This window comes from Kitasatospora sp. NPDC048194 (assembly GCF_043202455.1).
Taxonomy (GTDB): domain Bacteria; phylum Actinomycetota; class Actinomycetes; order Streptomycetales; family Streptomycetaceae; genus Kitasatospora.
The window spans coordinates 14,211-39,267 of record NZ_JBIDAK010000037.1 but is presented as its reverse complement, the minus strand read 5'-3'; the positions used below and the strand labels follow the sequence as shown (position 1 = coordinate 39,267).

The following is a 25,057-nucleotide window of genomic DNA, read 5'->3' as shown; positions in this document are numbered from 1 at the left end:
CCACGCCCCAAAGTACCGGCCCGCGCCCGGCCTTGCGGGCGCTCTGGCTCCTGATCTGTGTGAGAACGGCGACTTCCGTCGGCGCCCTCCACAGCGGTCATTCGTCGTCGTTGTGGTACCTCCTCCTCGCGGAGAGGAGCTGCACCTCGGGGCGGCCGGCGACCAGCCGCTCACAGCTGTCCAGGATCTCGGTGACGTACCCGGCGTCGCCGGACACCACCGCGAGGCCGATCTCGGCCCGGCGGTGCAGATCCTGGTTCCCGGTCTCGGCAGCGCACACGCTGTACTTGCGCTGCAGTTCGGCCACGATGGGCCGCACGATCGAACGCTTCTCCTTGAGCGAGTGGACGTCGCCCAGCAGCAGGTCGAAGGTGAGTGTTCCCACGAACATGTGTGACAGGTCTCGCCGACCTGGAAGGCCTCGGGGAGGACGGCCCGGAACCGGGCCGGTCTACCAGGACCCTACACAGCGAGACCGGGGCCGGTCGACGGAAATACACCCGTCGACCGGCCCCGGTGACCAGCGACTACGCGCGCGGCTTCTCGCGCATCTCGTAGGTCTCGATGACGTCGTCGACCTTGATGTCGTTGAACGACCCCAGGGTCACACCGGCCTCGAAGCCCTCGCGGACCTCGGTCGCGTCGTCCTTGAAGCGGCGCAGACCCTCGATCGAGAGGTTCTCCGCCACGACCTTGCCGTCGCGCAGCAGGCGGGCCTTGGCGTTGCGGCGGATGAGGCCCTCGCGGACCAGGACACCGGCGATGTTGCCGAACTTGGAGGAGCGGAAGACCTCGCGGATCTCCGCGGCGCCGAGGCGCACCTCCTCGTACTCCGGCTTGAGCATGCCCTTGAGGGCGTTCTCGATCTCCTCGATCGCCTGGTAGATGACCGAGTAGTACCGGACGTCCACGCCTTCCTTCTCGGCCGCGGTCCGCGCACGGCCTTCGGCGCGCACGTTGAAGCCGATGATGATGGCGTCCGAGCCCATCGCCAGGTCCACGTCGGACTCGGTGATGGCACCCACACCGCGGTGCAGGACCCGGAGCTCGACCTCCTCGCCCACGTCCAGCTTGACGAGGGCGTCCTCGAGGGCTTCGACCGAACCGGAGACGTCACCCTTGATGATGAGGTTGAGCTGCTCGATGGAGCCGGCGGCGATGGCCTTGTCCAGGTCCTCCAGGGACACCCGGACCCGACGCTGCGCGAAGGCGGCGTTGCGGTCGCGGGCCGAGCGCTTCTCGGCGATCTGACGGGCGGTGCGGTCCTCGTCGACGACGATGAAGCTGTCGCCGGCGCGGGGCACCGAGGTCAGACCGAGCAGCAGCACCGGGCGGGACGGGCCGGCCTCGGTGAGGCTGTTGCCGTTCTCGTCCAGCATCGCGCGGACGCGGCCGTAGGCGTCGCCCACGACGATCGAGTCGCCGACGCGGAGCGTACCGCGCTGCACCAGCACGGTAGCCATGGCGCCGCGGCCCTTGTCCAGGTGCGCCTCGATGGCGATACCCTGCGCGTCCTGCTCGGGGTTGGCCCGCAGGTCCAGCGAGGCGTCCGCGGTCAGGACCACGGCCTCCAGCAGCTGGTCGATGTTCAGGCCCTGGCGCGCGGAGATGTCGACGAACATGGTGTCGCCGCCGTACTCCTCGGCCACCAGGCCGAACTCGGTCAGCTGACCGCGGACCTTCGTCGGGTCGGCGCCCTCGACGTCGATCTTGTTGACGGCGACCACGATCGGCACACCGGCGGCCTTGGCGTGGTTCAGCGCCTCGACCGTCTGCGGCATGACACCGTCGTTGGCCGCGACCACCAGGATCGCGATGTCGGTGGACTTGGCACCACGGGCACGCATGGCGGAGAACGCCTCGTGACCCGGGGTGTCCAGGAAGGTGATCGGACGCTGCTCGCCGTTCACCTCGGTGACCACCTGGTAGGCACCGATGTGCTGGGTGATGCCACCGGCCTCGCCGGCCACCACGTTGGACTTGCGGATGGCGTCCAGCAGGCGGGTCTTACCGTGGTCGACGTGACCCATGACGGTGACCACCGGCGGGCGCGGGGCGAGGTGCTCGTCGCCGCCCTCGTCGGCACCGAAGTCGATGTCGAACGACTCCAGCAGCTCGCGGTCCTCGTCCTCCCGGCTGACGATCTCCAGCTGGAAGCCCATCTCGTCGGCGAGCAGCTGCAGCGTCGCGTCGGAGACCGACTGCGTCGCGGTGACCATCTCACCGAGGTTGAACATGACGGAGACGAGCGCGGCCGGGTTGGCGTTGATCTTCTCCGCGAAGTCCATCAGCGAGGCGCCGCTCGACAGGCGAACGGTCTGGCCGTTGCCGCGAGGGAGCATCACACCGCCGACGGACGGGGCCTGCATGGCCTCGTACTCCTGGCGCTTCGCCCGCTTCGACTTGCGACCGCGAGCCGGGCGACCGCCCGGGCCACGACCGAAGGCGCCCTGCGTGCCACCACGGGCACCCGGGCCGCCGGGACGACCACCGAAGCCACCGGGGCGCGGGCCGCCGAAGCCGCCGCCACCACCGGGAGCACCGCCACCCGGACGCGGGCCGCCGAAGCCGCCACCGGCCGGACGCGAGCCCGGACCGGCCGGACGGCCCTGGAAGCCGGGACGGGCGCCGCCGCCGGGACCTGCCGGACGGCCGCCGGGGCCACCCGGACCACGGCCACCCGGGCCCGGACGCGGGCCGGCCGGACGCTGCGGCATCATGCCCGGGTTCGGACGCGGCATGCCGGACGGGGTCGGCCCGCCGGGACGCGGCGCGGCCGGACGCGGCATGCCGTCGGGACGGGGGGCACCACCCGGACGCGGCGCACCGGCACCCGGCGCACCGGCCGGACGCGGACGGTCACCACCCGGACGCGGCGCACCGGCACCCGGCGCACCGGCCGGACGCGGACGGTCACCACCCGGACGCGGCGCACCGGCACCCGGCGCACCGGCCGGACGCGGACGGTCGCCACCGGGGCGCGGACGGTCGCCGCCCTGCGCGCCCGGAGCACCCGGACGGGCACCCGGCGCGCCCGGACGGCGGTCGCCGGGGCGGGCCATGCCGGTCGCGCTGCCCGAGGTGAACGGGTTGTTGCCCGGACGCGGGCCGGCCGGACGCGGGCCCGGACGGGCACCGCTGCCGGCCTGACCGGCCGGACGCGGGGCCTGGGCGGCCGGGCGCGGGGCCTCGGCCGGAGCCGGCGAGGAGAACTCGGCCGCGGGCGCGGCCGGGGCCGCCGGGGCGGCGGGACGCGCGGCCGGGCGCGGGCCCGGGGTCGGCGCGCCCGAACGCGGGGCGGCGGGGGCGGCCGGCGCGGAGGGAGCCGCGGCGGCCGGGGTCGGACGGGGACCGGGGGCCGCGGCGGGGCGCGGACCCGGGGTCGGGGCACCCGGCTTGGGTGCACCCGCGGCAGGTGCCGCGGGCTGGGGCGCCGCGGTCTTCCGCGGGCCAGGCTTGGCGCCACCACCGGTGGGGGCCACTCCAAGCGCGTCAGTCAGCTTGCGCACGACCGGCGCCTCGATCGTCGAGGACGCCGAACGGACGAACTCACCGAGCTCGGTCAGCTTGGCCATCACGGCCTTGCTCTCCAAGCCAAGCTCCTTGGCGAGTTCATAAACCCGGACCTTAGCCACTTCACTCCTGTCTATGAGTCCGGGGGTCTCGTCCGCCGGACTGTCGCTACTTCATGGGCGTACCCATCGCGTACTCATCGCGTACTCATCGAGTGCTCATCGCAATCTCGACCTACTTCCACATCGCGAGGTACCTGACTGGTGGCGCGGCGCGCGGCTGCCCGCACGCCGTGCTTGTTGCGGTGGTTCTCCGCCGCGCTGGGCGGCGGCTGTCGCGGGAGGCGGCCCGACTAGGAGGCCCCGCCCGCCCGCTCCTCGATGAACTCGCGGAGCCGCTCCGTGTCGAGCGCGCCCTGGAGCCGGAAGGCCCGGGGGAACGCCCGACGGCGGACCGCGAGGTCGAGGCAGGCCGGATCGGGGTGCAGGTGTGCGCCCCGGCCCGGGAGTGCGCCACGGGGATCGGGGACGCAGACGCCCTCGACCGCCGTGACACGCAACAGCTGGTGCTTGGCCGCGCGCTTGCGGCAGCCCACGCAGGTGCGTTCCGGGCGTGCTCGGACATGCGTCCGGCCAGACGAAGGCAAGTCTACCCCTCCGAAGCGACATGGCGCCGCCCCGCTGATCCCGGAGGACCGCGGGGACGCTCAGGACAACACTGACTACTGGGCCGGGGATTCCTCGGTCTGGCCCTCGGTGTCCGGCCGGATGTCGATCCGCCAGCCGGTCAGACGCGCGGCCAGGCGGGCGTTCTGCCCCTCCTTGCCGATCGCCAGCGACAGCTGGTAGTCCGGAACGATCACCCGCGCGGAGCGCTGGGCGGCATCCACGATCTCCACGCTGGTCACCCGTGCGGGGGACAGCGCGGCGGCCACCATCTCGCGCGGGTCCTCGGACCAGTCCACGATGTCGATCTTCTCGCCGTGCAGCTCGCCCATCACGGCGCGCACCCGGGAGCCCATCGGACCGATGCAGGCGCCCTTGGCGTTCAGCCCGGCGCGGCGCGACCAGACCGCGATCTTGGTCCGGTGGCCGGCCTCACGGGCGATCGCGGCGATCTCCACGCTGCCGTCCGCGATCTCCGGGACCTCCAGCGCGAACAGCTTCTTGACCAGGTTCGGGTGGGTGCGCGACAGCGTGACCGACGGCCCGCGGACCCCGCGGCGCACCGCCACCACGTAGCACTTCAGGCGGGTGCCGTGCCGGTAGTCCTCGCCCGGGACCTGCTCCTGCGGCGGCAGGATGGCCTCCAGCTTGCCGATGTCGACCAGCACGTTCTTCGGGTCGTTGCCCTGCTGGACGACACCGGTGACGATGTCGCCCTCCTTGCCCGCGTACTCGCCGAAGGTCTGGTCGTCGGCGGCGTCGCGCAGGCGCTGCATCATCACCTGGATGCCGATGCTGGACGCGATCCGGCCGAAGCCGCTCGGGGTGTCGTCGAACTCCTTCGGCTCGACCCCCTCGTCCAGCTCCGCCGGGTCCTCCATGGCCCACACGGTGACGTGGCCGCTCTTGCGGTCCAGGTGCACCCGGGCCCGGCGGCGCGAGCCCTCGGTGCGGTGGTACGCGGTGAGGAGGGCGGACTCGATGGACTCGACCAGCAGGTCGAAGGGGATGTTCTTCTCGTTGACCAGCGTGCGCAGGGCACTCATGTCGATGTCCACGGCTACGCCTCCTCGTCTTTCGTCACGTTCATGATGGTCGTACGGCGGCCGGGGCTCACTCGGTGCCGTCGTCCCCCTCGTCGGAGTCGGCGGCGTCGTCGAAGTCGGCGGCCTCGTCCAGGAGCTTCTCGTCGTCCTTGCGGTTGAACTCCACCTGGACCCGCGCCCGGGCCACCTCGCCGTACTCCAGACGGCGTTCCTTCGGGCGGCCGCGCCCCTTCACCGGCTGCACCTCGACCAGCGCGCCGTCCTCGTCCGCCTCCAGCACCCGGGCGACGATCTCCCCGCCGTCGACCAGGTGGATGGCGGCCAGCCGGCCCTCCGCACGCTGCCAGTGCCGCGGCAGGACCAGGGGACGCTCCGCACCCGGCGAACCGACCTCCAGCAGGTAGGGCTCGTCGCCCATCACGTCGGACGCGTCCAGGGCCTCGCCGACCACCCGGCTGAACTCGGCGATGGTGTCCATGTCCACGCCGCCGTCGGTGTCGACGTCGATCTGCACCTGCCGGCGGCTCCCCGCCTTGGTGACCTTGACGTCCTCCAGGTCCAGTCCGGCCTGGGCGGCCAGCGGCTCGAGCAACGCGCGCAGCCGGTCGGTGTGGGTGGTGCTCATCCGGGTGGACTCCTCGGCCGCGTCTGCTGTTGTCGGAAGGTCGCCCCGCGCCCTCCGCGCCGCAGGGGCGCACACCGGGTCACGGCAGCTCGGCCCAAAGCCTAGCCGGTGAAGCACCCAACCACCGATTCCGGACCACCACCGACCGGTCGGACGCCACCCACTGCGAGCAAGGTCACATCCGCCCGCCCGGCCCGGGCCGCCGCCCGCGATCGTGGGGGTTCTGCGAAGATTCAGGCCGACGAGGGCAGGCGGGGAGGCCGTCCTCCCGTACCCGCCCCGGAGTGACCTCGATGCAGCCGCCCAGCCGACGGACCTTCCTGGCCCTCGGGCTGATCACCCTCACCAGCGCCTGCACCGGCTCCCCCGGCGGCGACCCCGACGGCGATGTGGTGCCCGGCAACCGGCGCCCCGGCCCCGACCCGGACCTCGCCGTCCGCCTGCGCGCCCTCGCCGCCACCGACACCCTGCTGGCCGCGTACGGCAGTGCCCTCGCCGCCCCGGACGCCCGGACCGCCCTGCTCCAGCCCCTCCGGGCCGAGACCGCCCAGCACCGCGCCGCGCTCGCCTACGGCGTCCCCGCCGCCTCGGTGCCGCCGACCTCGGCCGCCACCACCCCCGCGGCGAACGCCACCCCCACCGCGACCACCACCCCAGCCGCCCCGGCCACCCCGGCCGCCCTGGCCGCCCTGGAGCGCCGGACCGCCCAGTCCCGCCTCGCCGAGCTCGGCGCCGCCCGGCCGCCGCTGGCCCGGCTGCTCGCCTCCGTCGCCGCCGCCAACACCCTGCACGCCACCGCCCTGGACCCGACCGACCAGGGCATCGACCAGCCCGCCGGCACCACCGCCCCGACGCCCGCCGCCCCGGGCACCGGCTCCACCCCGGGCACCGACTCCGTACCGGCCCTGCAGAACGCCCTCGGCGCCGAGCACGCCGCCGTGTACGGCTACGGCGTCGTCGGCGCCCACCTGTCCGAGGACCGGCCGCGCGCCGACGCCCGCACCGCCCACGCCGCCCACCAGGCCCAGCGCGACGCCTGGCAGCGCCTCCTCACCGCCCTCGGCGCCACCCCCACCCCGGCCGCCGGCGGCTACCAGCTGCCCTTCCCGGTCACCGACGCCCCCGCCGCCACCAGACTCGCCGCCCACCTCGAAACCCGGCTCAGCGCCGTCTACGCCGACCTGGTCGCCGCCCTGCCCGCCGCCCAGCGGCCCACCGCCGCCACCGCCCTGCGCGACTGCGCCCTCCGCGCCCGCCGCTGGGGCGCCCCCGACACCGCCTTCCCCGGCATCCCGGAAACCGTCCCCACGCCGACGGCGGCGACGCCCCGGCCCTGACGGCACCGGCGGCACCCGGGCCCCCGCCCGCGGCACGCCCCACCACCCCCGATCCCCCGCCATCCCCGACAATGGACACACGCCCCGAGGACCCCACCAACCGGAAGGCCAGGCATGTCGGGAAGCCCGCCCCCCGTCCCCGTCCCCACCTGGCTGGCCGACAGCGTCACCGCCGCCCACGGCGAGGCGGGCCGCCAGTGGCTGACCACCCTGCCCGCCCGAGCAGCCGCCCACCTGAGCCGCTGGAACCTCACCCCCGAACGCACCCTGGACCCCGGCGGCAGCCTCAGCCTGATCACGTACGTCCACCGCGACGACCTCTCCCCCGCCGTCCTCAAGACCGGCCTGGTCACCCCCGAGACCGCCCACGAGCACACCGCCCTCACCCACTGGGCCGGCCGGGGTGCCGTCCTCCTCCTCGACGCCGACCCCGCCGAGGGCGTCCTCCTGCTGGAGCGCCTCCACGGCGAGATCCCGCTGCGCTCACTGGCCGAGTCCAAGGCCATGCTGGAGGCCACCAGCCTGCTGCACCGCCTCTGGGTGGAGCTGCCCGAGCCGCCGGCCCCCTACCCCACCCTCAGCGCCCGGGTCGCCGACACCGCCGCCCGGGTCGCCGAGCTCACCCGACACGGCGAAGACCCCGCAGGGACCGGCCGATCCCTGACCGCCGCCCAGCCCCTGATCGCCGAAGCGCTGGCCACCGCCGAGTCCCTGGCCGCCTCCGCCACCGAGAACTTCCTCCTGCACGGCGACTTCCACCACGGCAACGTCCTGGCCGCCGACCGCGCCCCCTGGCTGGCGATCGACCCGCGCCCGCTGGCCGGCGAGCGGGCCTACGACCTGGCCCGGCTCGCGCTGGACCGCGCCGACACCCTGCTCGGCTCCCCCGGCGCCCCCGCCGCCGTCCGCCGCCGGCTCCACCAGCTCTCCGACGCCCTCGGCGTCGACGAGGACCGCCTGCGCGGCTGGACCCTCTTCCGTTCCGTGGACCTGGCCCTCCGCTCGCTCACCGCGGGCCGCCAGGAGGACGCCGAACTCCACCTGGAGTTCGCGGGGCACCTCTCGTAGCGGGAGCCGGTGAGCCCGCAGGCCCGTGCGCCCCCGGCCTGCCTAGCCCCGCCCGCCGCCGGGGCCCCGCAGCGGCAACCGCGCTCCCATCACCGCGTACAGCCGGTCCGTGGCGGGAAACCGCACCGCCCGGGCCAAGTCCTGGTAGCCCAGCGCCCGGTAGAGCCGCCGGGCCGGCGTCTCGGCGTCGATCGCCGACAGGATGCTCCGGTCCAGCTCCGACGCCTCGCACAGCCTCCGGATCAGTCCGGTCCCGACGCCCTGCCCCTGGAACTCCGGCAGCACGTGCAGTTCGGTGACCGCGAACACCCCGTCCAGCCAGTCCCCGTGGCCCCGGGCGGCCAGGTACGGCTCGATGACCGTGCTCCACCAGTGCTCCCGCCGGTTCGGCATCCCGTACCCGAACCCGACCAGCCGCCCTGCGCTCATCGCGCCGAACGCGATCACCCCGGGCTGCCCGGCGTGCCGGCCGACGATGTGCAGCCGTACCGTGACCTCCTCGGGCGTGAGCCCGAACGCCACCGCCTGGACCTCCAGCGCCTGCGGCGCCCAGGCCGCAAGGTCGATGGCCTCGATCGTCACCCCGGTCAGCTGATCCATGCTCCGGACGTTACTACCAGCGGCCCGGCGGTGCGGCCGAAGATCCGAACCCGGCCCCGGAGAACCGCGGGCACGGCCCGGGGAACCCTCAGAACAGCACGCTCATGAACGCCCCGACCTCGCGGAACCCCACCCGCCGGTACGCCGCCCTCGCCCGCAGGTTGAAGTCGTTGACGTACAGCGAGACCACCGGCGCCACCTCCCGCAACGCGATGTCCAGCACCGCCGCCATCCCGGTCTCGGACAGACCCTGCCCCCGGTACTCGGGCGCCACCCAGACCCCCTGGATCTGGCAGGCCCCCTCCGTCACCGCGCCGATCTCCGCCTTGAACACCACCTGCCCGTCGTCCGAGAACCGTGCGAACGACCGCCCGGTGGAGACGAGTTCGGCCACCCGGGCCTGGTAGAGGAGCCCGCCGTCCCCCGCCAGCGGCGACACCCCCACCTCCTCGGTGAACATCGCCACGCACGCGGGCATCAGCGTCTCGACCTCGTTGCGCCGCACCCTGCGCACCAGCGGGTCCGGTGCGATCTCCGCCGACGGCGTGGAGGTCGCCAACAGCGGCTGGTGGGCCCGGACTTCACGGGCCGGTCCCCAACTGCGCTCCAGCAGCGCCCAGAAGGAGGCGGTCGCCTCGGCCGGCCCCACGATCGAGGAGCAGCGCCGCCCCTGGCGCCGGGCCCGTTCGGCGAAGGCCGCGACGGCCTGCGGTCCGGCGTTGACCAGGACGAGGTTCGCACCCGCGTAGCAGAGGGATTTTAGCGAACCGTCGCGGTCGTACCAGCCCCAGATCTCCCCGCCGAGCCGCCAGGGGTCCAGCCCGACGGACTCGACCCGGGTGGCGACGAAGGCGTTGGCGACCGGGTCGCGGTGGAGGACCTCCAGGGCGTCCGCGAGGTCGGGGGGTTCCAGCACGCGGGTGGCGGCCAGGGCCCGGGCTACCTGGAAGGAGCTGGGGAGAATCACACCTCGGTCGAGCATCGAGACCGCACCTCACTGAGACGACTCTGGCCGCACCCTACTCCGTGGCCCCACCCGGCTACGGCTGCGGGGCCGTCCGCGAACGGACGGCCCCGCTTCCGGAAAACTGCGCTGCAGTCGCGTTCGACCCGGGCGGGATCCGGACGGGCCGGAGCCGGCGATCGGGTCGAACGGCGGTCACTCGGCGGCGACGACGGTCGGCGAACCGGCCTCGACGCCCTCCTCCTGCATCTGCTCGGCGAGCTTGAGCGCCTCCTCGATCAGGGTCTCGACGATCTTCGACTCGGGAACGGTCTTGATCACCTGCCCCTTGACGAAGATCTGCCCCTTGCCGTTGCCGGAGGCGACCCCGAGGTCGGCCTCGCGGGCCTCGCCCGGGCCGTTCACCACGCAGCCCATGACGGCGACGCGGAGCGGCACCTCCATGCCCTCCAGGCCGGCGGTGACCTCCTCGGCGAGCTTGTAGACGTCGACCTGGGCGCGGCCGCAGGACGGGCAGGAGACGATCTCCAGCCCGCGCTGGCGCAGCCCGAGGGACTCCAGGATCTGGGTGCCGACCTTGATCTCCTCGGCCGGCGGGGCCGAGAGCGAGACCCGGATGGTGTCGCCGATGCCCTCGGCGAGCAGCGCGCCGAAGGCGACCGCGGACTTGATGGTGCCCTGGAAGGCCGGTCCGGCCTCGGTCACGCCGAGGTGCAGCGGGTAGTCGCAGGCGGCGGCGAGCTGCCGGTAGGCCTGGATCATCACGACCGGGTCGTTGTGCTTGACTGAGATCTTGATGTCGCGGAAGTCGTGCTCCTCGAACAGCGAGCACTCCCACAGCGCGGACTCGACCAGCGCCTCCGGGGTGGCCCTGCCGTACTTCTCCAGCAGCCGCTTGTCGAGGGAGCCGGCGTTGACGCCGATCCGGATCGGCACCCCGGCGTCCTTGGCGGCCTTGGCGATCTCGCCGACCTTGTCGTCGAAGGCCTTGATGTTGCCCGGGTTGACGCGCACGGCCGCGCAGCCGGCGTCGATCGCCGCGAAGACGTACTTCGGCTGGAAGTGGATGTCGGCGATCACCGGGATCTGCGACTTCTTGGCGATGATCGGCAGGGCGTCGGCGTCGTCCTGGGAGGGGACGGCGACCCGGACGATCTGGCAGCCGGACGCGGTGAGCTGGGCGATCTGCTGCAGCGTGGCGTTGATGTCCGAGGTGACGGTGGTGGTCATCGACTGCACCGAGACGGGGGCGTCACCGCCGACCGGAACGTTGCCGACCATGATCTGCCGGGAGTACCGGCGCTTGGCCAGCGGCTTGAGCGGCAGGGACGGAATACCGAGCGAGATCGCGGTCATGTGCGCAGGGTTCCCCGGGGTTGAGGTGTGGTCGACCGCCCGGCCGCTGGGACGGCCGAGGCCGGGCGCGCTGACGATCGCGCACCCGGCCTCCACGGTACGGCACGGTCAGGGCCGCCAGCACACCCGCCGTACCCGAACGCACTCCGGGCGGGGGACGGGGGTCCGAGGACCGGCCCTAGCTGATCTTCACCGGATTGACCAGGTCGGCCACCATCACCAGCAGGGTGAACCCGATGAAGACGCTCGCCACGACGTACGCCACCGGCATCAGCTTGGCGACGTCGAAGGGGCCCGGATCGGGACGTCGGAACAGCCGGGCGATGCGGCGGCGGACGGCCTCCCAGGCCGCGCCGGCGATGTGGCCGCCGTCCAGCGGGAGCAGCGGCAGCATGTTGAACAGGAAGAGCGACAGGTTGATGCCGGCCAGCAGGTTCACGAAGATCGCGACCCGCTGGGCGGCGGACTCGTCGAGGGAGAACACCTCGCCGCTGACCCGCGCCGCGCCGACCATGCCGATCGGCGAGTCGGGGTCGCGCGGGGCGTCGCCCACGACGGCGTTCCAGAGGCCGGGGATCTTGCCGGGCAGGGCGGCCAGCGACTTGACGCCGTTCGCGGCCATGTCGGTCATGCGGTCGACGGACTGCCCGAAGGTCTGCTGGACGGTGTCCCTCTTGGGAGTGAATCCGAGGAAGCCCGCCTGGACGGTCTGGCCCTTCAGCGGCACGCCGTCGCCGTCGTACTTCTGCACGTCGTTGACCGCGATGGTGGGCTTGAAGGTGAGCTGCTGACCGCCGCGCTCCACGACGATCTCCACCTGCTTGCCGGGCGACTTCCGGATGTCCGCCTGGAGCTGGTCGTAGTCGCGGATCCGGTCGCCGTCGAAGGAGAGCACCTTGTCGCCCTGGCGCAGGCCGACCTCGTTGGCCGGGGTCTTCGGCGCGTCGGCGGGGCAGGTGTCGGTGGGCTGGCCGGCCTTGACGACGCACGCCGCGACCGAGCCGATGGTGGGCACGGGCATCGAGACGCCGAAGCCCATCATCACGGTCAGGAACAGTCCGAACGCCAGGACCAGGTTCATGAACGGCCCGGCGAACATGACGATGATCCGCTTCCAGGGCTTGCGGGTGTAGAACAGCCGGTCCTCGTCGCCCTCCTGCAACTCCTCGTAGGAGGCCTCGCGGGCGTCCTCGATCATGGTCCGCCACGGCGAACTGCTGCGCTTGGTGATCCGGCCGTCCTCGCCCGGCGGGAACATCCCGATCATCCGGATGTACCCGCCGAACGGGATCGCCTTGATGCCGTACTCGGTCTCGCCCTTCCGGCGCGACCACAGGGTCGGGCCGAAGCCGACCATGTACTGCGGCACCCGGATGCCGAAGAGCTTGGCCGTGGAGAGGTGGCCGAGCTCGTGCCAGGCGATCGAGACGAGCAGCCCGACCACGAAGACCAGGATGCCGACCACCGTCAAAACCGTTGCCACCGCTGGCCCTCCGTCATGCCGCTCCGCTCATCGTCTGGTCGTACCGCGTGCCCTGCCGGACCGGGGGTGCCGCCGGTACCGCGGGCCGGTGTGCTCAGCCCGCCGCCAGCTCGCGGGCCCGGGCACGGGCCCAGTCCTCCGCGTGCAGGACGTCCTCGACCGTCAGGGAAGTTCCCGCCACCGGCGTGCCGTGCTCGGCCACGACCTTGGCAACAGTGTCCACGATCCCCGTGAAGGCGAGGCGGCCCTTCAGGAAGGCCTCCACACACTCCTCATTGGCCGCGTTGAACACCGCCGGCGCCGTCCCGCCCAGGGTGCCCACCTCGCGGGCCAGCTCCACCGCCGGGAAGGCCTCGTCGTCCAGCGGGAAGAACTCCCAGGTCGCGGCCTTCGTCCAGTCGCAGGCCGGGGCGACGTCCGGCACCCGGTCCGGCCAGCCGATCCCCAGGGCGATCGGCATCCGCATGTCCGGCGGGCTGGCCTGCGCCAGGGTCGAGCCGTCGGTGAACTCCACCATGGAGTGCACCACCGACTGCGGGTGGACCACGACCTCGATCCGGTCGAACGGCACGTCGTACAGCAGGTGCGCCTCGATCACCTCGAGGCCCTTGTTGACCAGGGTGGCCGAGTTGATCGTGACGACCGGACCCATCGCCCAGGTCGGGTGCGCCAGCGCCTCCTCCGGGGTGACCCCGGCCAGCTGCTCCCTGGTCCGGGTGCGGAACGGCCCGCCGCTCGCCGTCACCACCAGCTTGCGGACCTCGGCCCGGGTACCGCCGGCCAGCGCCTGGAACAGCGCCGCGTGCTCGGAGTCCACCGGCACGATCTGGCCGGGCTGCGCCACCGCCTTCACCAGCGGACCGCCGACGATCAGCGACTCCTTGTTCGCCAGCACCAGCACCCGGCCGGCCTCCAGCGCCGCCAGGGTCGGCCGCAGGCCGATCGACCCGGTGATGCCGTTCAGCACCGAGTGGCACTCCGTCCCGGCCAGCTCGGTCGCCGCGTCCGGCCCGGCCAGCACGGCCGGCAGCGGACGGCCCGCCGCCTTCGCCGCCAAGGCCTCGCGCAGCGCCGGCTCGGCCGCCGGATCGGCCACCGCCACCGTGTGCACACCCAGCCGCAGCGCCTGCTCGGCGAGCAGTTCCACCCGACCACCGGCCGCCGACAGGGCGACCACCCGGAAGCGGTCCGGGTTGCGGAGGACCACGTCGATGGCCTGGGTGCCGATCGAACCGGTGGAGCCGAGGATCACCAGCTCCCGGGGGCCGGAGGGGTCCGCCACGGTGGGCGTGAAACGCAGCTGCGGGTGGGCGAGCGAAGTCATGCGCCCCATTGTGTCCTGTTCGCGGGTGTCCTGGTGGCGGGGTCCGGTCGGGGTCGCGGGGTCCGGTCGGGGTCGCGGGGTCCGGTCGGGGTGGCGAGGCCCGGTCGGGGTCGCGGGGTCCGGTCGGGGTCGCGGGTCGGCGGGTGTGTCCGGTCGCGGCGCTCCCCAGGACGGCCCGGCCCGCCCGGGCTACCGTCGGAGCCATGCGTACCGTCATCGCCGGGGGCCACGGACAGATCGCCCTGAAGCTGGAACGGCTGCTCGCCGACCGCGGCGACCGTCCCGCCGGGATCATCCGCCGCCCCGAACAGGCCCAGGACCTCGTCGACGCCGGCGCCGAGCCGCTGCTGCTCGACCTGGAGTCCGCCACCGTCCCCGAGCTGGCCGCCCTGCTCGCCGACACCGACGCGGTGGTCTTCGCCGCCGGCGCCGGACCGGGCAGCGGCGCCGACCGCAAGAACACCGTCGACCGCGACGCGGCCGTGCTGCTCGCCGACGCCGCCGAAGTGGCCGGGGTGCGGCGCTACCTGATCATCTCCTCGATGGGCGCCGACGCGGCCGCCCGCCACCCCGGCGACCCGGTCTTCGAGACCTACCTGCGCGCCAAGGGCGCCGCCGACGACGCCGTCCGGTCCCGCACCTCACTCGACTGGACGGTGCTGCGCCCGGGACGGCTCACCGACGGCCCCGGGACGGGGCTGGTCCGCCTCGCCCCCTCGGTCGGCCGGGGCTCGGTCGACCGGGCCGACGTGGCCGCCGTCCTGGCCGCGCTGCTGAACGAGCCCGGCACCGCCGGACAGACCCTGGAGCTGGTCGCCGGGAACGCCACCGTGGAGGAGGCCGTCGCCGCCGCGGCCGGCCACGACGCCTGAGCGGCCCGCCCGCCCCCCGGCCGAAGGGCCGGGGCCGAAGGGCCGGGGCCGCACACGACGGAGGGCCCGGTCCGCCGAGCGGACCGGGCCCTCCTCGGGCGCCGTCGGTCAGAGGTCCAGGCCGGTCAGCACCATGACCTTCTCGACCGTGTAGTCGTCCATCGCGTACTTGACGCCCTCACGGCCGACACCGGAGTCCTTGACGCCGCCGTACGGCATCTGGTCGGCGCGGTAGGACGGCGCGTCACCGATGATCACACCGCCGACCTCCAGCTCCCGGTGGGCGCGGAAGGCGGTCTGCAGGTCGTGGGTGAACACGCCCGCCTGCAGGCCGAACGGCGAGTCGTTGACGGCCGCGAAGGCCTCCGCCACGCCGTCCACCTTGTGCAGCGACAGCACCGGGCCGAACACCTCGGCCTTGGCCAGGATCGCGTCGGCGGGCAGCTCGGCCAGCACGGTCGGGGCGTAGGTCGCACCCTCGCGGGTACCGCCGGTGAGCACCTTGGCGCCCTTGGCGACCGCGTCCTCCACCCAGGACTCCACCCGCTTCGCGGCGTTCTCGTCGACCAGCGGGCCCACGTCCGTCGCGTCGTCGTTCGGGTCGCCGGTGACCTGCGCGTTCACCTTGGCCACGACCTTCTCCACCAGCGCGTCGTACACCGACGCGTCGGCGATCACCCGCTGCACCGAGATGCAGGACTGGCCGCCCTGGTAGTTGGCGAACATCGCGATCCGGGTGGCCGCCCAGTCCAGGTCGGCGTCCGAGGACCAGTCGGCGAGCACCACGGCCGCGGCGTTGCCGCCGAGCTCCAGGGTGGTGTGCTTGCGCGGCACCGAGTCCATGATCTGGTAGCCGACCTTGTCCGACCCGGTGAAGGAGATCACCGGCAGCCGCTCGTCCTGCACCAGCGCGGGCATGCGGTCGTTCGGCACGGTCAGGATCGACCAGGAGCCGGCCGGCAGGTCGGTCTCGGCGAGGATCTCGCCCAGCACCATCGCCGACAGCGGGGTCGCCGGGGCCGGCTTGAGGATGATCGGGGCGCCGACCGCGATCGCCGGGGCGACCTTGTGGGCGACCAGGTTCAGCGGGAAGTTGAACGGGGCGATCCCCAGCACCACGCCGCGCGGGAAGCGGCGCACCAGCGCGAAGCGGCCCACACCGCCCGGGTCGGTGTCCAGCCGCATGGTCTCGCCGTTGGTGCGGCGCGCCTCCTCGGCGGCCCAACGGAAGACCGACACCGCGCGGCCGACCTCGCCGCGGGCCCACTTGATCGGCTTGCCGTTCTCGGCGGTGATCAGCCGGGCGAGCTCCTCGGAGCGCTCCGCCAGCCGCTTGGCCACGTGGTCCAGGGCGGCGGCCCGCTGGTGCGCCGGGGTCGCGGCGAACACCGGCAGCGCGGCGACGGCGGCGTCCAGCGCCTCCTCGACCTGCGCGTCGGTCGGGATGCTCACCTTGCCGACCAGACGGCCGTCCCAGCTGTTGTGCACCTCGAAGTCGGCGTCACCGCTCGCCCGGCGGCCGGCGAGCCAGAAATCGTACGTGGTGGTCACCGTGGTACCGGCCCTCTCCTCGTCGTCGTACGGCCCACGGGCGTGGGACCCGAACCCGAGGGTAGGGGCGCGGGCGCACCCACCGGATTGGCCGACTAGGAGCGTTCGGCCCGGAGGCCACTCCACCGCGTCCAGGCGGGTGTTCTATTCCTCCCCGGAGCGGAGCGCCAGCCACAACTCCATCCGCACGTCCGTGTCGTCCAGCGAGCGGCCCAGCAGCTCCTCGACCCGGCGCATCCGGTAGCGCAGCGTGTGGCGGTGCACCCCGAGATCGGCCGCCGCCGCGTCCCACTGCCCGTGCCGCGACAGCCACGCCCGCAGCGAGGCCACCAGGTCACCGCGGGCCGTCCGGTCGTGCTCCCGCAACGGCCGCAGCAGCCCCTCCGCGAAGGCCGTCACCGCGTCCTCCCCGAGCAGCGGCAGCAGCGAACCCGCGCCGACCTCCTCGTGGTCCACCGACCGGCGGCCACCGCGCAGCGCCACCGCCAGCGCCCGCTCCGCCTGCGCGTGCGCCGTGCCCGCCTCCTCCAGCGCGGCCGGCGCCGAGACGCCCAGCGACAGGCCCTCGTGCTCCTCCACCGCGCCCAGGCAGGCCCGGTGCACCGCGCCGTTGTCCAGCGCCAGCACCATCAGCCGCGGCCCGTGGGCGCCGTCCTCCCGGGCCACCAGCAGCTTCTCGCCCACCCGGGCACCCGCCTGCTCGGCCCGGTCGCCCAGCTCCGCGAGCGCCTCGGCAGCCTCCGCGTTCGGCCCGGCTCCGGCCACCAGTACCCGTATCGTCCCCTCCGGCAGGCCGCCGAACAGCCCCGCCGCCACCTGCCGGGCCGTCGGCACCTCGCCGGCCAGCACCATCCGCAGCAGCGCCGCACCCATCCGCTCCTCGGCCTGGCGCAGCTCGCGCGAGCGCTCCAGGGTGAGGGTCAGCAGCGCCACCGCCGCGTTCAGCACGTACCGCTCGGTCGGCGTGATCCGGTCCTCGGTCCCCACCGCCAGGAAGCCCCGGGCCCGCCGGTCCGCCCCCAGCGACTGGACCACCACGTAGTCCTCGTCCGCCGTGTCTATCCCCGGCGCGCGCCCCTGCAGCGCGGCACTCGACGGCGCCGGCCGCCGGCGCAGCCGGTCCACCTCCGCCGCCAGCCGCCCCGCCCGGCGGGCCGCCCAGTCCGGCGCCACCACCGACAGCGCACCCGACCCGTCGTACAGCGCCGCCCAGCCCCCCAGCCGGGCCGCCAACCGACGCACCACGGCCGTCGTGCCGTCCTTGCCGAGCGCCGCCCGGGTCAGCTCCTCCTGCGCCTCGAAGCTGGTCGTCACCGCCTCGTACTGCTCCGCGGCGAGCGCCGCCGACACCGCCTTGCTGATCGCGATGAAGGGCGTCGGCTCCGGCACCCGCAGCAGCGGCAGCCCCCGCTGCGCCGCCGCGTCCACCAGCGGCTGCGGCACCTCGGTGTGCGACAGGCCCACCCCCAGGCCCAGCCCCACCACCCCGGCGTCGGCCAGCCGGTGCACGTACGCCTGCAGCTGCGCCGCCGTGCGGCCCAGCTTGATGCCGGTGGTGAGGAGCAGCTCCCCACCCTCCAGGAACGGCGTCGGGTCGTCCAGCTCACTGGTGTGCACCCAGCGGACCTGCCGCTCCAGGTGGTCCGCGCCGGCGAGCACCGTCAGGTGGAGCGAACTGTTGCGGACGACGGAGGCGAGTGTGGGGGGCATGGCACCTTCGAAGGTTCGACCTGACCGCGCCGTTGCGGCCGGGCGAGGAGAGGGACGTGGGACTGGTGAGGGTCTCTCCCCTTCATTATGGACGGCCCGGACAACGGGCACTGCCGAATCCACCTCGAAGGCGATTTCCCCGGCCCCGCGCGCGTCAGCCCCGAAGGTCCACCAGCAGCGGCGGCACCTGCTCCCCCGACACCGCCGTCAGCGACACCACGGCGTGCCCCGCCGGCAACGCGTGCGCGAGGTCCGACGGCGACCACCTCAGCCGCTCCACCTCGCGGGTCGTCACCGACTCGGTCTGCGCCGTGGTACCCGACAAGGCCTTCCGCCCGAGCCGGCCGACCCGCCTCACCACCCCGCCGGACGTGTCGGGGGTGTGGGTGACCGCGGTCTCCTGCACCAGGTGCGTCCCCCAGGCCTCCGAGAACAGCCGCCCGTCCCAGGGCGCGATCCCCGGGAAGGCCATCCGGCAGCCGACCGCGCCGAAGAGCGGCGCCCGCAGCGCCTCCGGCAGGTCCACCAGCGTCCGCAGCAGCAGCACCGCCCCGGCGTTCGCGCCCCGCATCCGCTGCAGGCCGCGGACCGAACCGGCGTCCAGGGCGGCCGAGGCGTCGTCCACCACCAGCCCCGCGAACAGCGAACGGTCCTCCCGGGCGCCCGCCGCCTGCACGAACTGGCCCACCACCAGGCGCGACAGCATCCGGGCGGCCTCCGGGTGGCTGCGCTCGGGCAGCTTCACCCGCACCCGCAGCGGATGGTCCAGCACCCGCATCGCGAACGGGGGGCGGCCGGTGCCGTCGGTCGCGAAGGCGCCCTCGAAGGCCGGCCGGTCCAGCAGCGCCAGCCGGTCCGCCAGCAGCGCCCCTGGATCGTCCGCCCGGCCGCGCTGGCGCTCCCGGTGCTCCAGGTCCCGCTCGTACGCCGTCAGCCGCCCGGCCGCGCCGAGCGCCTTCACCAGCGCCGCCAGCGCGTCGGGCTCGCCGCCCAGCAGGGCCCGCAGCTCGCGCACCCCCGGGTAGCGGCGGTACGCGGCGTGGAACGGGCCGACCACCTGCTGAAGCGCCGTCCGGGCGTTCTCGGCACGGGCCGTCAGCTCGTCCGGCAGGAGCGCGTCGGCCAGTCGGGCGGCGGCGTCGTCCGGATCCCGCGCGCCGCCGTAGAGGTCCAGGCCGTACGCCGAGGCCGGATCGGCGGGGGCGATCACCACGTCGTACCAGGCGTCCGGACCGAGATCGGCGTCCGCCGCCCCCACCACCACCGCGCACGCCGTACCGGCCAGCGCCTGGAGGCACAGCGCCTCCGCCACCGGCCTCGCCAGCCGGGCGGTCTTCCCGGTCCCGGCCGGGCCGACCGCCAGCAGCGAGGTGCCCAGCACTGCCGGATCCAGCGCGAAGCCGGCCGCCCGGTGACTCAGCGGGTTCTTCGGCACGTCCTGGGCCACGCCGAGGCACACCTGGCCGACCAGCAGATCGTGCCGCCGCGCCCGGCCGGGCAGCTCGCGCGATTGGGAGGGGTGCACGAACGCCGCGGCGCCGCGGGCGGCCACCTGCTCGACGAAGGCGGGCACGAACACCGGGTCCGCCTGCGCGGACTCCCAGGCGCGCCGGATCCGCACGTAGTCGACGTCACCGACCGGCTCGGCCTCCAGCCGCGCCGCCGCCTCGGCCGCCCCGCCCCGGCGCAACGAGTCCCACGGGTCCTGGCGGCGGGGGGCCTCCACCGCCCCGGTGTCCTCCTCGGCGGGCTCCTCCCTGGTCACCGCCCGGGACAGCAACGGGGCGGCGTAGCGGCGCCACACCTCGGGCCAGCGGCCCATCCGGCCGAAGACCTTGATGACGGCTCCGATCACCAGGGCGTTCGCGACAAGGAGCGTGAACATGGCCTCCGACTCGGAGGGCGAGGCGAGCGGACCGATGCCCGTCTGCCCGCCGAACCAGACGAGCACGTACATGAGGAGCTGCGTGCCGTACAGGTAGGCGAACCACCCCACCACCGCGTTGAGCGCCGCCCGCAGCAGCAGCGGCCAGGTCGGGACCTTGGCCGCCTCCGCGCGCTCCGGGTCGAGGCGGCGGTAGCCGAGCCGGTAGACGCCCGGTCCCGCGTCGGGCCGCGGGGCGGTGGCCCACTCGGCGAGGTCGAAGGCGGGGTCGCCGGGGCGTTGGTGGGGCAGCGGGGTCGGGGGTCTGGTGGTGGTGCGCTCGCCGTGGTGGTGTGCCCCGTCCTGTGCCATGTACGGCCCCGCTCCCTCGCCCGCCCGGCCCGATCACCGTCGGTGCCGCCATACCCATGCCGCCGTACCGGCGACACGCCCGCGCTCAGGGTAGTGGAGCGGGGCCTGCGGGTAGTCGCACCTCCTGCGCTGGCCGCGCCGGACAAGTCGGACGGCGCACTGCTACCGAGTGGCGCATGCCCGGCCGGGGAGGGCGGCCGTAGCCTGCGAAGCACCGAGCCGAGAAGTCTGGAGAAACCCCATGAGCGCCGTAACGCCGCTCCCGCAGGAGCGCCGCCTGGTCACCGCGATCCCCGGTCCGAAGTCGCAGGAACTGCAGGCCCGCAAGCTGGGTGCGGTGGCGGCCGGCGTCGGCACCACCCTGCCGGTGTACGTCACCCGCGCCAACGGCGGCGTGCTGGAGGACGTGGACGGCAACTCGCTGATCGACTTCGGCTCCGGCATCGCCGTGACGAACGTCGGCAACAGCGCCGAGGCCGTGGTGGCCAAGGCGAGCGAGCAGCTGGCCGCCTTCACCCACACGTGTTTCATGGTCACCCCGTACGAGGGCTACGTGGCCGTCGCCGAGCAGCTGAACGAGCTGACCCCGGGTGACCACGACAAGCGCACGGCGCTGTTCAACTCGGGCGCCGAGGCGGTCGAGAACGCGGTGAAGATCGCGCGCGCCTACACCAAGCGCACCGCCGTCGTGGTGTTCGACCACGGCTACCACGGCCGCACCAACCTGACCATGGGCCTGACGGCGAAGAACATGCCGTACAAGCAGGGCTTCGGTCCGTTCGCCCCGGAGATCTACCGGGTGCCGGTGGCCTACCCGTACCGCTGGCTGACCGGTGCCGAGAACTGCGCCGCCGAGGCCGCCGCGCAGGCGATCGACATCATCAACAAGCAGATCGGCGCGGAGAACGTCGCCGCGATCATCATCGAGCCGATCCAGGGCGAGGGCGGCTTCATCGAGCCGGCCAAGGGCTTCCTGCCGGCGATCGTGGAGTACGCGAAGGCGAACGGCATCGTGTTCGTCGCCGACGAGATCCAGACCGGTTTCTGCCGCACCGGCCAGTGGTTCGCCTGTGAGGACGAGGGCATCGTCCCGGACCTGATCACCACCGCCAAGGGCATCGCCGGCGGTCTGCCGCTGGCCGCGGTGACCGGCCGCGCCGAGATCATGGACGCCGCGCACGCGGGCGGCCTGGGCGGCACCTACGGCGGCAACCCGGTGGCCTGCGCCGCCGCGCTGGGCGCCATCGAGACGATGAAGGAGCAGGACCTCGCCGGCAAGGCGCAGCGGATCGGCGAGGTCATGCTGGGCCGCCTGCGCTCGCTGCAGGAGAAGTTCGACATCATCGGCGAGGTCCGCGGCCGCGGCGCGATGATCGCCGTCGAGCTGGTGAAGCCGGGCGGCAAGGAGCCGAACGCGGAGGCCACCGCGGCCATCGCCAAGGCCTGCCACGCCGAGGGCCTGGTCGTGCTGACCGCCGGCACCTACGGCAACGTGCTGCGCTTCCTGCCGCCGCTGGTCATGCCGGAGCACCTGCTGCTCGAGGGCCTGGACATCCTGGAGGGTGCGTTCGCCACCGTCTGAGCGGTGTCGCGCTCCAGGTCGTGAACCCCCGCCGGAGGGATGTCCGGACAGCGCTGAACGGCCCGTGGAGACCTCTGGTCTCCACGGGCCGTTCGGTTGGGTGGGGCCGTTCCCCAGGTGCCCACGACCGGTTCGGCCGGTGCCCGCGGCTGGTTCGGATCGGGAGCCGGTGAGAGCAGCCGACGGCGTGCCCGGCGAGGCGGCCGGCGTGATCAACGGGAGGGCCCGGAGGTTGTCCGGGGCAGGGTGAAGATGATGTGCGGAATCGCTGAAGGCGCTCGGCTCGGAAGGGCTGTTGACGTAATGTCATCGCAGATGGACAGCGAGCCCCAGCCATTGGCGGAGCCGCCCGCGGAGCCACCCCGAGGGGCGGGTCCGCGCGGGCGCCGCGAGGACAACCAGGCCGCCCCGCGAGGGTCGGTGCACACCGAAGGCCGATCGACCGACCGTCCGACCCACACCCCCCGGGGCGCACGGAACGGCGATCCTCAGAGCCGCCCCGGAGCTCTCCCCCCTGCTCCGGGGCGGCTGTCCGCCGTCCTGGGCGGGGCGGCGCGGTCGGTGGCAGTGCCGGTGTCGGCGGCGGTCGTGCTGGTCCTGGTCTCCTGGCAGGTGGCGGCGGACGGGCCGCTGCTCGGGCTGGACCGCGCGGTCCGCCGGGCGGTGCGGGCGGCCCACCCGGACTCCGTGCTCGATCCGCTCGGCCGACTGCTGTCGGACCTGGGCAGCGCCGTGCCCGCCGTGCCGGTGCTGCTGGCGGCCGGCGTGCTGGCCGCCTGGTGGTGGCGCCGGGCGGGGGCGGCGCGCTGGTGGCTGCCGCTGCCGGTGGCCGGGCTGACCTCGGTGCTGATCCCGCTGCTGGTGGTCCCGGCGAAGGCGGCGTTCGCCAGGCCCGGCCCGCTCGGGGATCCGCTGACGCCGGAGCAGTGGGGCTGGTACCCGTCGGGGCACACCGCGACGGCGACGTTCTCGTACGGGGTGGCCGCGCTGCTGCTGGCCCGGGCGGCGGGGCCGCGGACGGCGCGGGGGCTGGCGGCGGGTGCGGCGCTGCTGGCGCTGGGGGTGGGTGCGGGGCTGGTGTGGAGCGACTTCCACTGGCTGCTGGACGTGGTGGCAGGCTGGTGCCTGGCGGTCCTGGTGCTGTGGGCGCTCGACCGGCGGCTGCCCCGGCCGGGCGCCCGAAGGCCTCAGGCCTCGGACTCCTCGTTGCGGTGAACGAGACCGGCCTCGCCGTTGTCGCGGTGCCACTCGACGACGAGCTCGTCGCGGGTGCCGAAGCGGACGAGGTGGCGGCCGACCACGTCCTCGAGGCCGGGCAAGTTCTCGCGCTCGCCCTCGACGGTCAGCAGCAGCGCGTCCGGGGCGGCCTCCAGCGTGGCGGTGCCTGCGCCGAACACCAGGGTCCCGCGGCCGGTCTCCTCGGAGAAGGTGGCCTCGATCTTGCGGCCCATGTGGGCGGCGAGCTGCTTGGCGTAGCGGCCGGGACGGTCGGTGACGACGCGCGCGGTGGAAACGGGCATGGGCCCTCCAGGGTCGGGGAGGGAACTTAGGGTCCCCTCACTCCTCATCACGCTACCGCAGATACTGAGCTAAGCTCAACATATTTCCCCGGCCGTGCCCGCGGCTCCCTCCGCCGCCCGCCGCAGGCCCCCGACCGGCCCCGATACGCTGGCCCGGACGCCAGCCGAGGAGACCGCCGATGACCACCACGCCGACCGACGATCCGGCGGACCGCCCCTCCGGACCGGGCCCCGGCCCCGGCTCCTCCGGTCCCGGCTCCTCCGATCCCGCATCCGACTCCCCCGGCAGCGCGGCCGAGCTGGCGGACGCGATGACCAGGGCGATCAAGCGGATCCGCCGTCAGACCGGCTGGCGCCTGGAGCCCTACGGCATCACCCCCGGCCAGGCCCGGGCGCTGCGCACCCTCGCCCACGTGCCCGGCTGCGAAACGCCGGACCACGCCATGCGGCTGAGCGACCTCGCCGACAAGCTGCACATCGCCCCCCGTTCGGCCACCACCGTGGTCGACGCCCTCGAGGAGGCTGGCCTGGTCGAGCGCAGCCCCGATCCGGCCGACCGACGGGCCGTGCGGCTGCTGCTGACCGAGGCCGGGCGCGCGGCGGTGGAGCGGATCGGGCAGGTCCGGGACGAGGTGGCGCAGGAGTACTTCGGCGAGGTCAGCCCCGAGGACGAGGAGGTGCTGCTGCGAGTGCTGCGCTCCGCCGAGGCCCGCTTCCTCGCAGCCGGGCCGCCACGGCGCTCGGCAGGCCACGGCGCAGCCCGGTGATCCCCACCCCGGCGATCACCAGCAGGGCGGCCACCGCGGAAGACGGGCTGATCCGCTCGCCGAGCAGCAGCCAGGCCGAGGACATCCCGAACACCGGGACCAGCAGCGAGTAGGGCGCGACGGCGGTGGCGTCGTAGCTGCGCAGCAGGTGGCTCCAGGCGACAAAGCCGAACAGGGTGGACACCAGCCCGACGTAGCCGATCGTGCCGAGCCCGCCGAGGGTAATCCCGCGCAGCGCCCGCAGGTCCGCGGCCGGGCCCTCGACCAGCAGGGACAGGCCCAGCAGCGGCAGCGGCGGGACGGCGCTGACCCACACCATCCAGCGCAGCGCGTCCGGCGGCGCGGCCTTGCGGGTCAGCACGTTGGACAGCCCCCAGGCGACGGCGGCCAGCACCACCAGGGCGAAGGCGCCGAGCGGGCCGTCGAGACCCTGCTCCAGGGCGCTCAGGCCGATGCCCGCGAAGGCGATCGTCAGACCGATCAGCCGCTGTCCGCCGGGACGTTCACCGAGCAGGGCGGCGGCGAACAGGGCGGTGAAGCCGGCCTGCCCCTGGAGGACCAGCGAGGAGAGGCCGGCCGGCATCCCGGCGTGCATGCCGAGGAAGAGCAGCCCGAACTTGACCACCCCCAGGACGAGGCCGACCGCCAGCACCCAGCGCCACGCGACCTTGGGCGGCCCGACGAGGAAGACCGCGGGCACCGCGACGACGGCGAACCGCAGGGCACCGAAGAGCAGCGGCGGGAAGCTGTCCAGGCCGACGTCGATGAGGACGAAGTTGAGGCCCCACACGGCGGCGACCAGGACGGCCAGGGCGATGTGACGGGGGTGCATGCCGCT

At 74.0% G+C, this 25,057-nt stretch carries 21 protein-coding genes; 6 read left to right on the top strand and 15 right to left on the bottom strand.

Going from position 1 to position 25,057, the window contains the following annotated elements:
* Window positions 1-97: 97 nt before the first annotated feature.
* The 5 genes from ACGF07_RS30770 to rimP form a co-directional block, all read right to left on the bottom strand.
* Window positions 98-391, bottom strand: a complete 294-nt coding sequence (locus ACGF07_RS30770) for a DUF503 domain-containing protein (RefSeq protein ID WP_392904059.1) — start codon at window positions 389-391, stop codon at window positions 98-100.
* A gap of 136 nt (window positions 392-527) precedes the next feature.
* Complete coding sequence (gene infB, locus ACGF07_RS30765; RefSeq protein WP_392904057.1) at window positions 528-3,635, bottom strand: translation initiation factor IF-2; 3,108 nt, start codon at window positions 3,633-3,635, stop codon at window positions 528-530.
* A gap of 230 nt (window positions 3,636-3,865) precedes the next feature.
* Window positions 3,866-4,108 (bottom strand): YlxR family protein, encoded by a 243-nt coding sequence (locus tag ACGF07_RS30760; RefSeq protein ID WP_350746996.1) that lies wholly within the window; start codon window positions 4,106-4,108, stop codon window positions 3,866-3,868.
* A 126-nt stretch (window positions 4,109-4,234) separates the two neighbouring features.
* Entirely contained in the window at window positions 4,235-5,236 is a 1,002-nt protein-coding gene (gene nusA, locus ACGF07_RS30755) for a transcription termination factor NusA (RefSeq protein ID WP_350746993.1), read from the bottom strand.
* Window positions 5,237-5,291: 55 nt separating this feature from the next.
* Entirely contained in the window at window positions 5,292-5,849 is a 558-nt protein-coding gene (gene rimP, locus ACGF07_RS30750) for a ribosome maturation factor RimP (RefSeq protein WP_392904054.1), read from the bottom strand.
* 293 nt (window positions 5,850-6,142) lie between these two features.
* Here rimP and ACGF07_RS30745 point away from each other — a divergent pair, with 293 nt between their 5' ends.
* Window positions 6,143-7,186, top strand: a complete 1,044-nt coding sequence (locus ACGF07_RS30745; RefSeq protein WP_392904083.1) for a DUF4439 domain-containing protein — start codon at window positions 6,143-6,145, stop codon at window positions 7,184-7,186.
* 114 nt (window positions 7,187-7,300) lie between these two features.
* Window positions 7,301-8,254 carry an aminoglycoside phosphotransferase family protein gene (locus ACGF07_RS30740; protein WP_392904052.1) on the top strand — a complete coding sequence of 318 codons (954 nt, stop codon included), beginning with the start codon at window positions 7,301-7,303 and terminating at the stop codon, window positions 8,252-8,254.
* Window positions 8,255-8,296: 42 nt separating this feature from the next.
* On the opposite strand, the gene ACGF07_RS30735 is transcribed toward ACGF07_RS30740, so the two are convergent.
* The 5 genes from ACGF07_RS30735 to dxr all read right to left on the bottom strand — a co-directional run bounded on the left by ACGF07_RS30735 (window position 8,297) and on the right by dxr (window position 13,981).
* Window positions 8,297-8,854: a GNAT family N-acetyltransferase gene (locus tag ACGF07_RS30735; protein WP_392904049.1), complete on the bottom strand. Its 558-nt coding sequence runs from the start codon at window positions 8,852-8,854 to the stop codon at window positions 8,297-8,299.
* An 88-nt stretch (window positions 8,855-8,942) separates the two neighbouring features.
* The gene (locus ACGF07_RS30730) at window positions 8,943-9,836 is read right to left on the bottom strand and encodes a GNAT family N-acetyltransferase (RefSeq protein ID WP_392904047.1); all 894 of its coding nucleotides are present in this window, start codon (window positions 9,834-9,836) and stop codon (window positions 8,943-8,945) included.
* A gap of 177 nt (window positions 9,837-10,013) precedes the next feature.
* Entirely contained in the window at window positions 10,014-11,174 is a 1,161-nt protein-coding gene (gene ispG / locus ACGF07_RS30725; protein ID WP_207813195.1) for a flavodoxin-dependent (E)-4-hydroxy-3-methylbut-2-enyl-diphosphate synthase, read from the bottom strand.
* Between the two features lie 178 nt (window positions 11,175-11,352).
* A complete protein-coding gene (locus tag ACGF07_RS30720) occupies window positions 11,353-12,657 on the bottom strand; it encodes a M50 family metallopeptidase (RefSeq protein ID WP_392904045.1) in 1,305 nt (434 codons plus the stop codon).
* 94 nt (window positions 12,658-12,751) lie between these two features.
* The gene (gene dxr / locus ACGF07_RS30715) at window positions 12,752-13,981 is read right to left on the bottom strand and encodes a 1-deoxy-D-xylulose-5-phosphate reductoisomerase (RefSeq protein ID WP_350746975.1); all 1,230 of its coding nucleotides are present in this window, start codon (window positions 13,979-13,981) and stop codon (window positions 12,752-12,754) included.
* Window positions 13,982-14,184: 203 nt separating this feature from the next.
* On the opposite strand from dxr, the gene ACGF07_RS30710 reads away from it, so the two are divergent.
* Window positions 14,185-14,853 carry an NAD(P)H-binding protein gene (locus ACGF07_RS30710; RefSeq protein ID WP_392904042.1) on the top strand — a complete coding sequence of 223 codons (669 nt, stop codon included), beginning with the start codon at window positions 14,185-14,187 and terminating at the stop codon, window positions 14,851-14,853.
* A gap of 108 nt (window positions 14,854-14,961) precedes the next feature.
* Here the strand turns inward: ACGF07_RS30710 and ACGF07_RS30705 are convergent, their stop codons facing one another.
* The 3 genes from ACGF07_RS30705 to ACGF07_RS30695 form a co-directional block, all read right to left on the bottom strand.
* Window positions 14,962-16,404 (bottom strand): aldehyde dehydrogenase family protein, encoded by a 1,443-nt coding sequence (locus ACGF07_RS30705; protein WP_350748796.1) that lies wholly within the window; start codon window positions 16,402-16,404, stop codon window positions 14,962-14,964.
* 144 nt (window positions 16,405-16,548) lie between these two features.
* A complete protein-coding gene (locus ACGF07_RS30700) occupies window positions 16,549-18,114 on the bottom strand; it encodes a PucR family transcriptional regulator (protein WP_350748793.1) in 1,566 nt (521 codons plus the stop codon).
* A gap of 154 nt (window positions 18,115-18,268) precedes the next feature.
* Window positions 18,269-20,350 (bottom strand): ATP-binding protein, encoded by a 2,082-nt coding sequence (locus ACGF07_RS30695; RefSeq protein ID WP_392904039.1) that lies wholly within the window; start codon window positions 20,348-20,350, stop codon window positions 18,269-18,271.
* 241 nt (window positions 20,351-20,591) lie between these two features.
* Here ACGF07_RS30695 and gabT point away from each other — a divergent pair, with 241 nt between their 5' ends.
* Both gabT and ACGF07_RS30685 read left to right on the top strand, forming a co-directional pair.
* Window positions 20,592-21,932 carry a 4-aminobutyrate--2-oxoglutarate transaminase gene (gene gabT, locus ACGF07_RS30690; RefSeq protein ID WP_392904037.1) on the top strand — a complete coding sequence of 447 codons (1,341 nt, stop codon included), beginning with the start codon at window positions 20,592-20,594 and terminating at the stop codon, window positions 21,930-21,932.
* 561 nt (window positions 21,933-22,493) lie between these two features.
* On the top strand, window positions 22,494-23,147 hold the full coding sequence (locus ACGF07_RS30685; RefSeq protein WP_392904035.1) for a phosphatase PAP2 family protein: 654 nt from the start codon (window positions 22,494-22,496) through the stop codon (window positions 23,145-23,147).
* Here ACGF07_RS30685 and ACGF07_RS30680 read toward each other — a convergent pair.
* Window positions 23,120-23,452, bottom strand: a complete 333-nt coding sequence (locus tag ACGF07_RS30680) for a DUF2218 domain-containing protein (protein WP_350744942.1) — start codon at window positions 23,450-23,452, stop codon at window positions 23,120-23,122. The two genes, ACGF07_RS30685 and ACGF07_RS30680, sit on opposite strands and share 28 nt — an antisense overlap.
* Before the next feature lie 179 nt (window positions 23,453-23,631).
* Between ACGF07_RS30680 and ACGF07_RS30675 the strand changes: the two genes are divergently transcribed.
* A complete protein-coding gene (locus ACGF07_RS30675) occupies window positions 23,632-24,219 on the top strand; it encodes a MarR family winged helix-turn-helix transcriptional regulator (RefSeq protein WP_392904033.1) in 588 nt (195 codons plus the stop codon).
* Here ACGF07_RS30675 and ACGF07_RS30670 read toward each other — a convergent pair.
* Entirely contained in the window at window positions 24,110-25,051 is a 942-nt protein-coding gene (locus tag ACGF07_RS30670) for an EamA family transporter (RefSeq protein WP_392904081.1), read from the bottom strand. The genes ACGF07_RS30675 and ACGF07_RS30670 overlap by 110 nt on opposite strands.
* Window positions 25,052-25,057 lie beyond the last annotated feature (6 nt).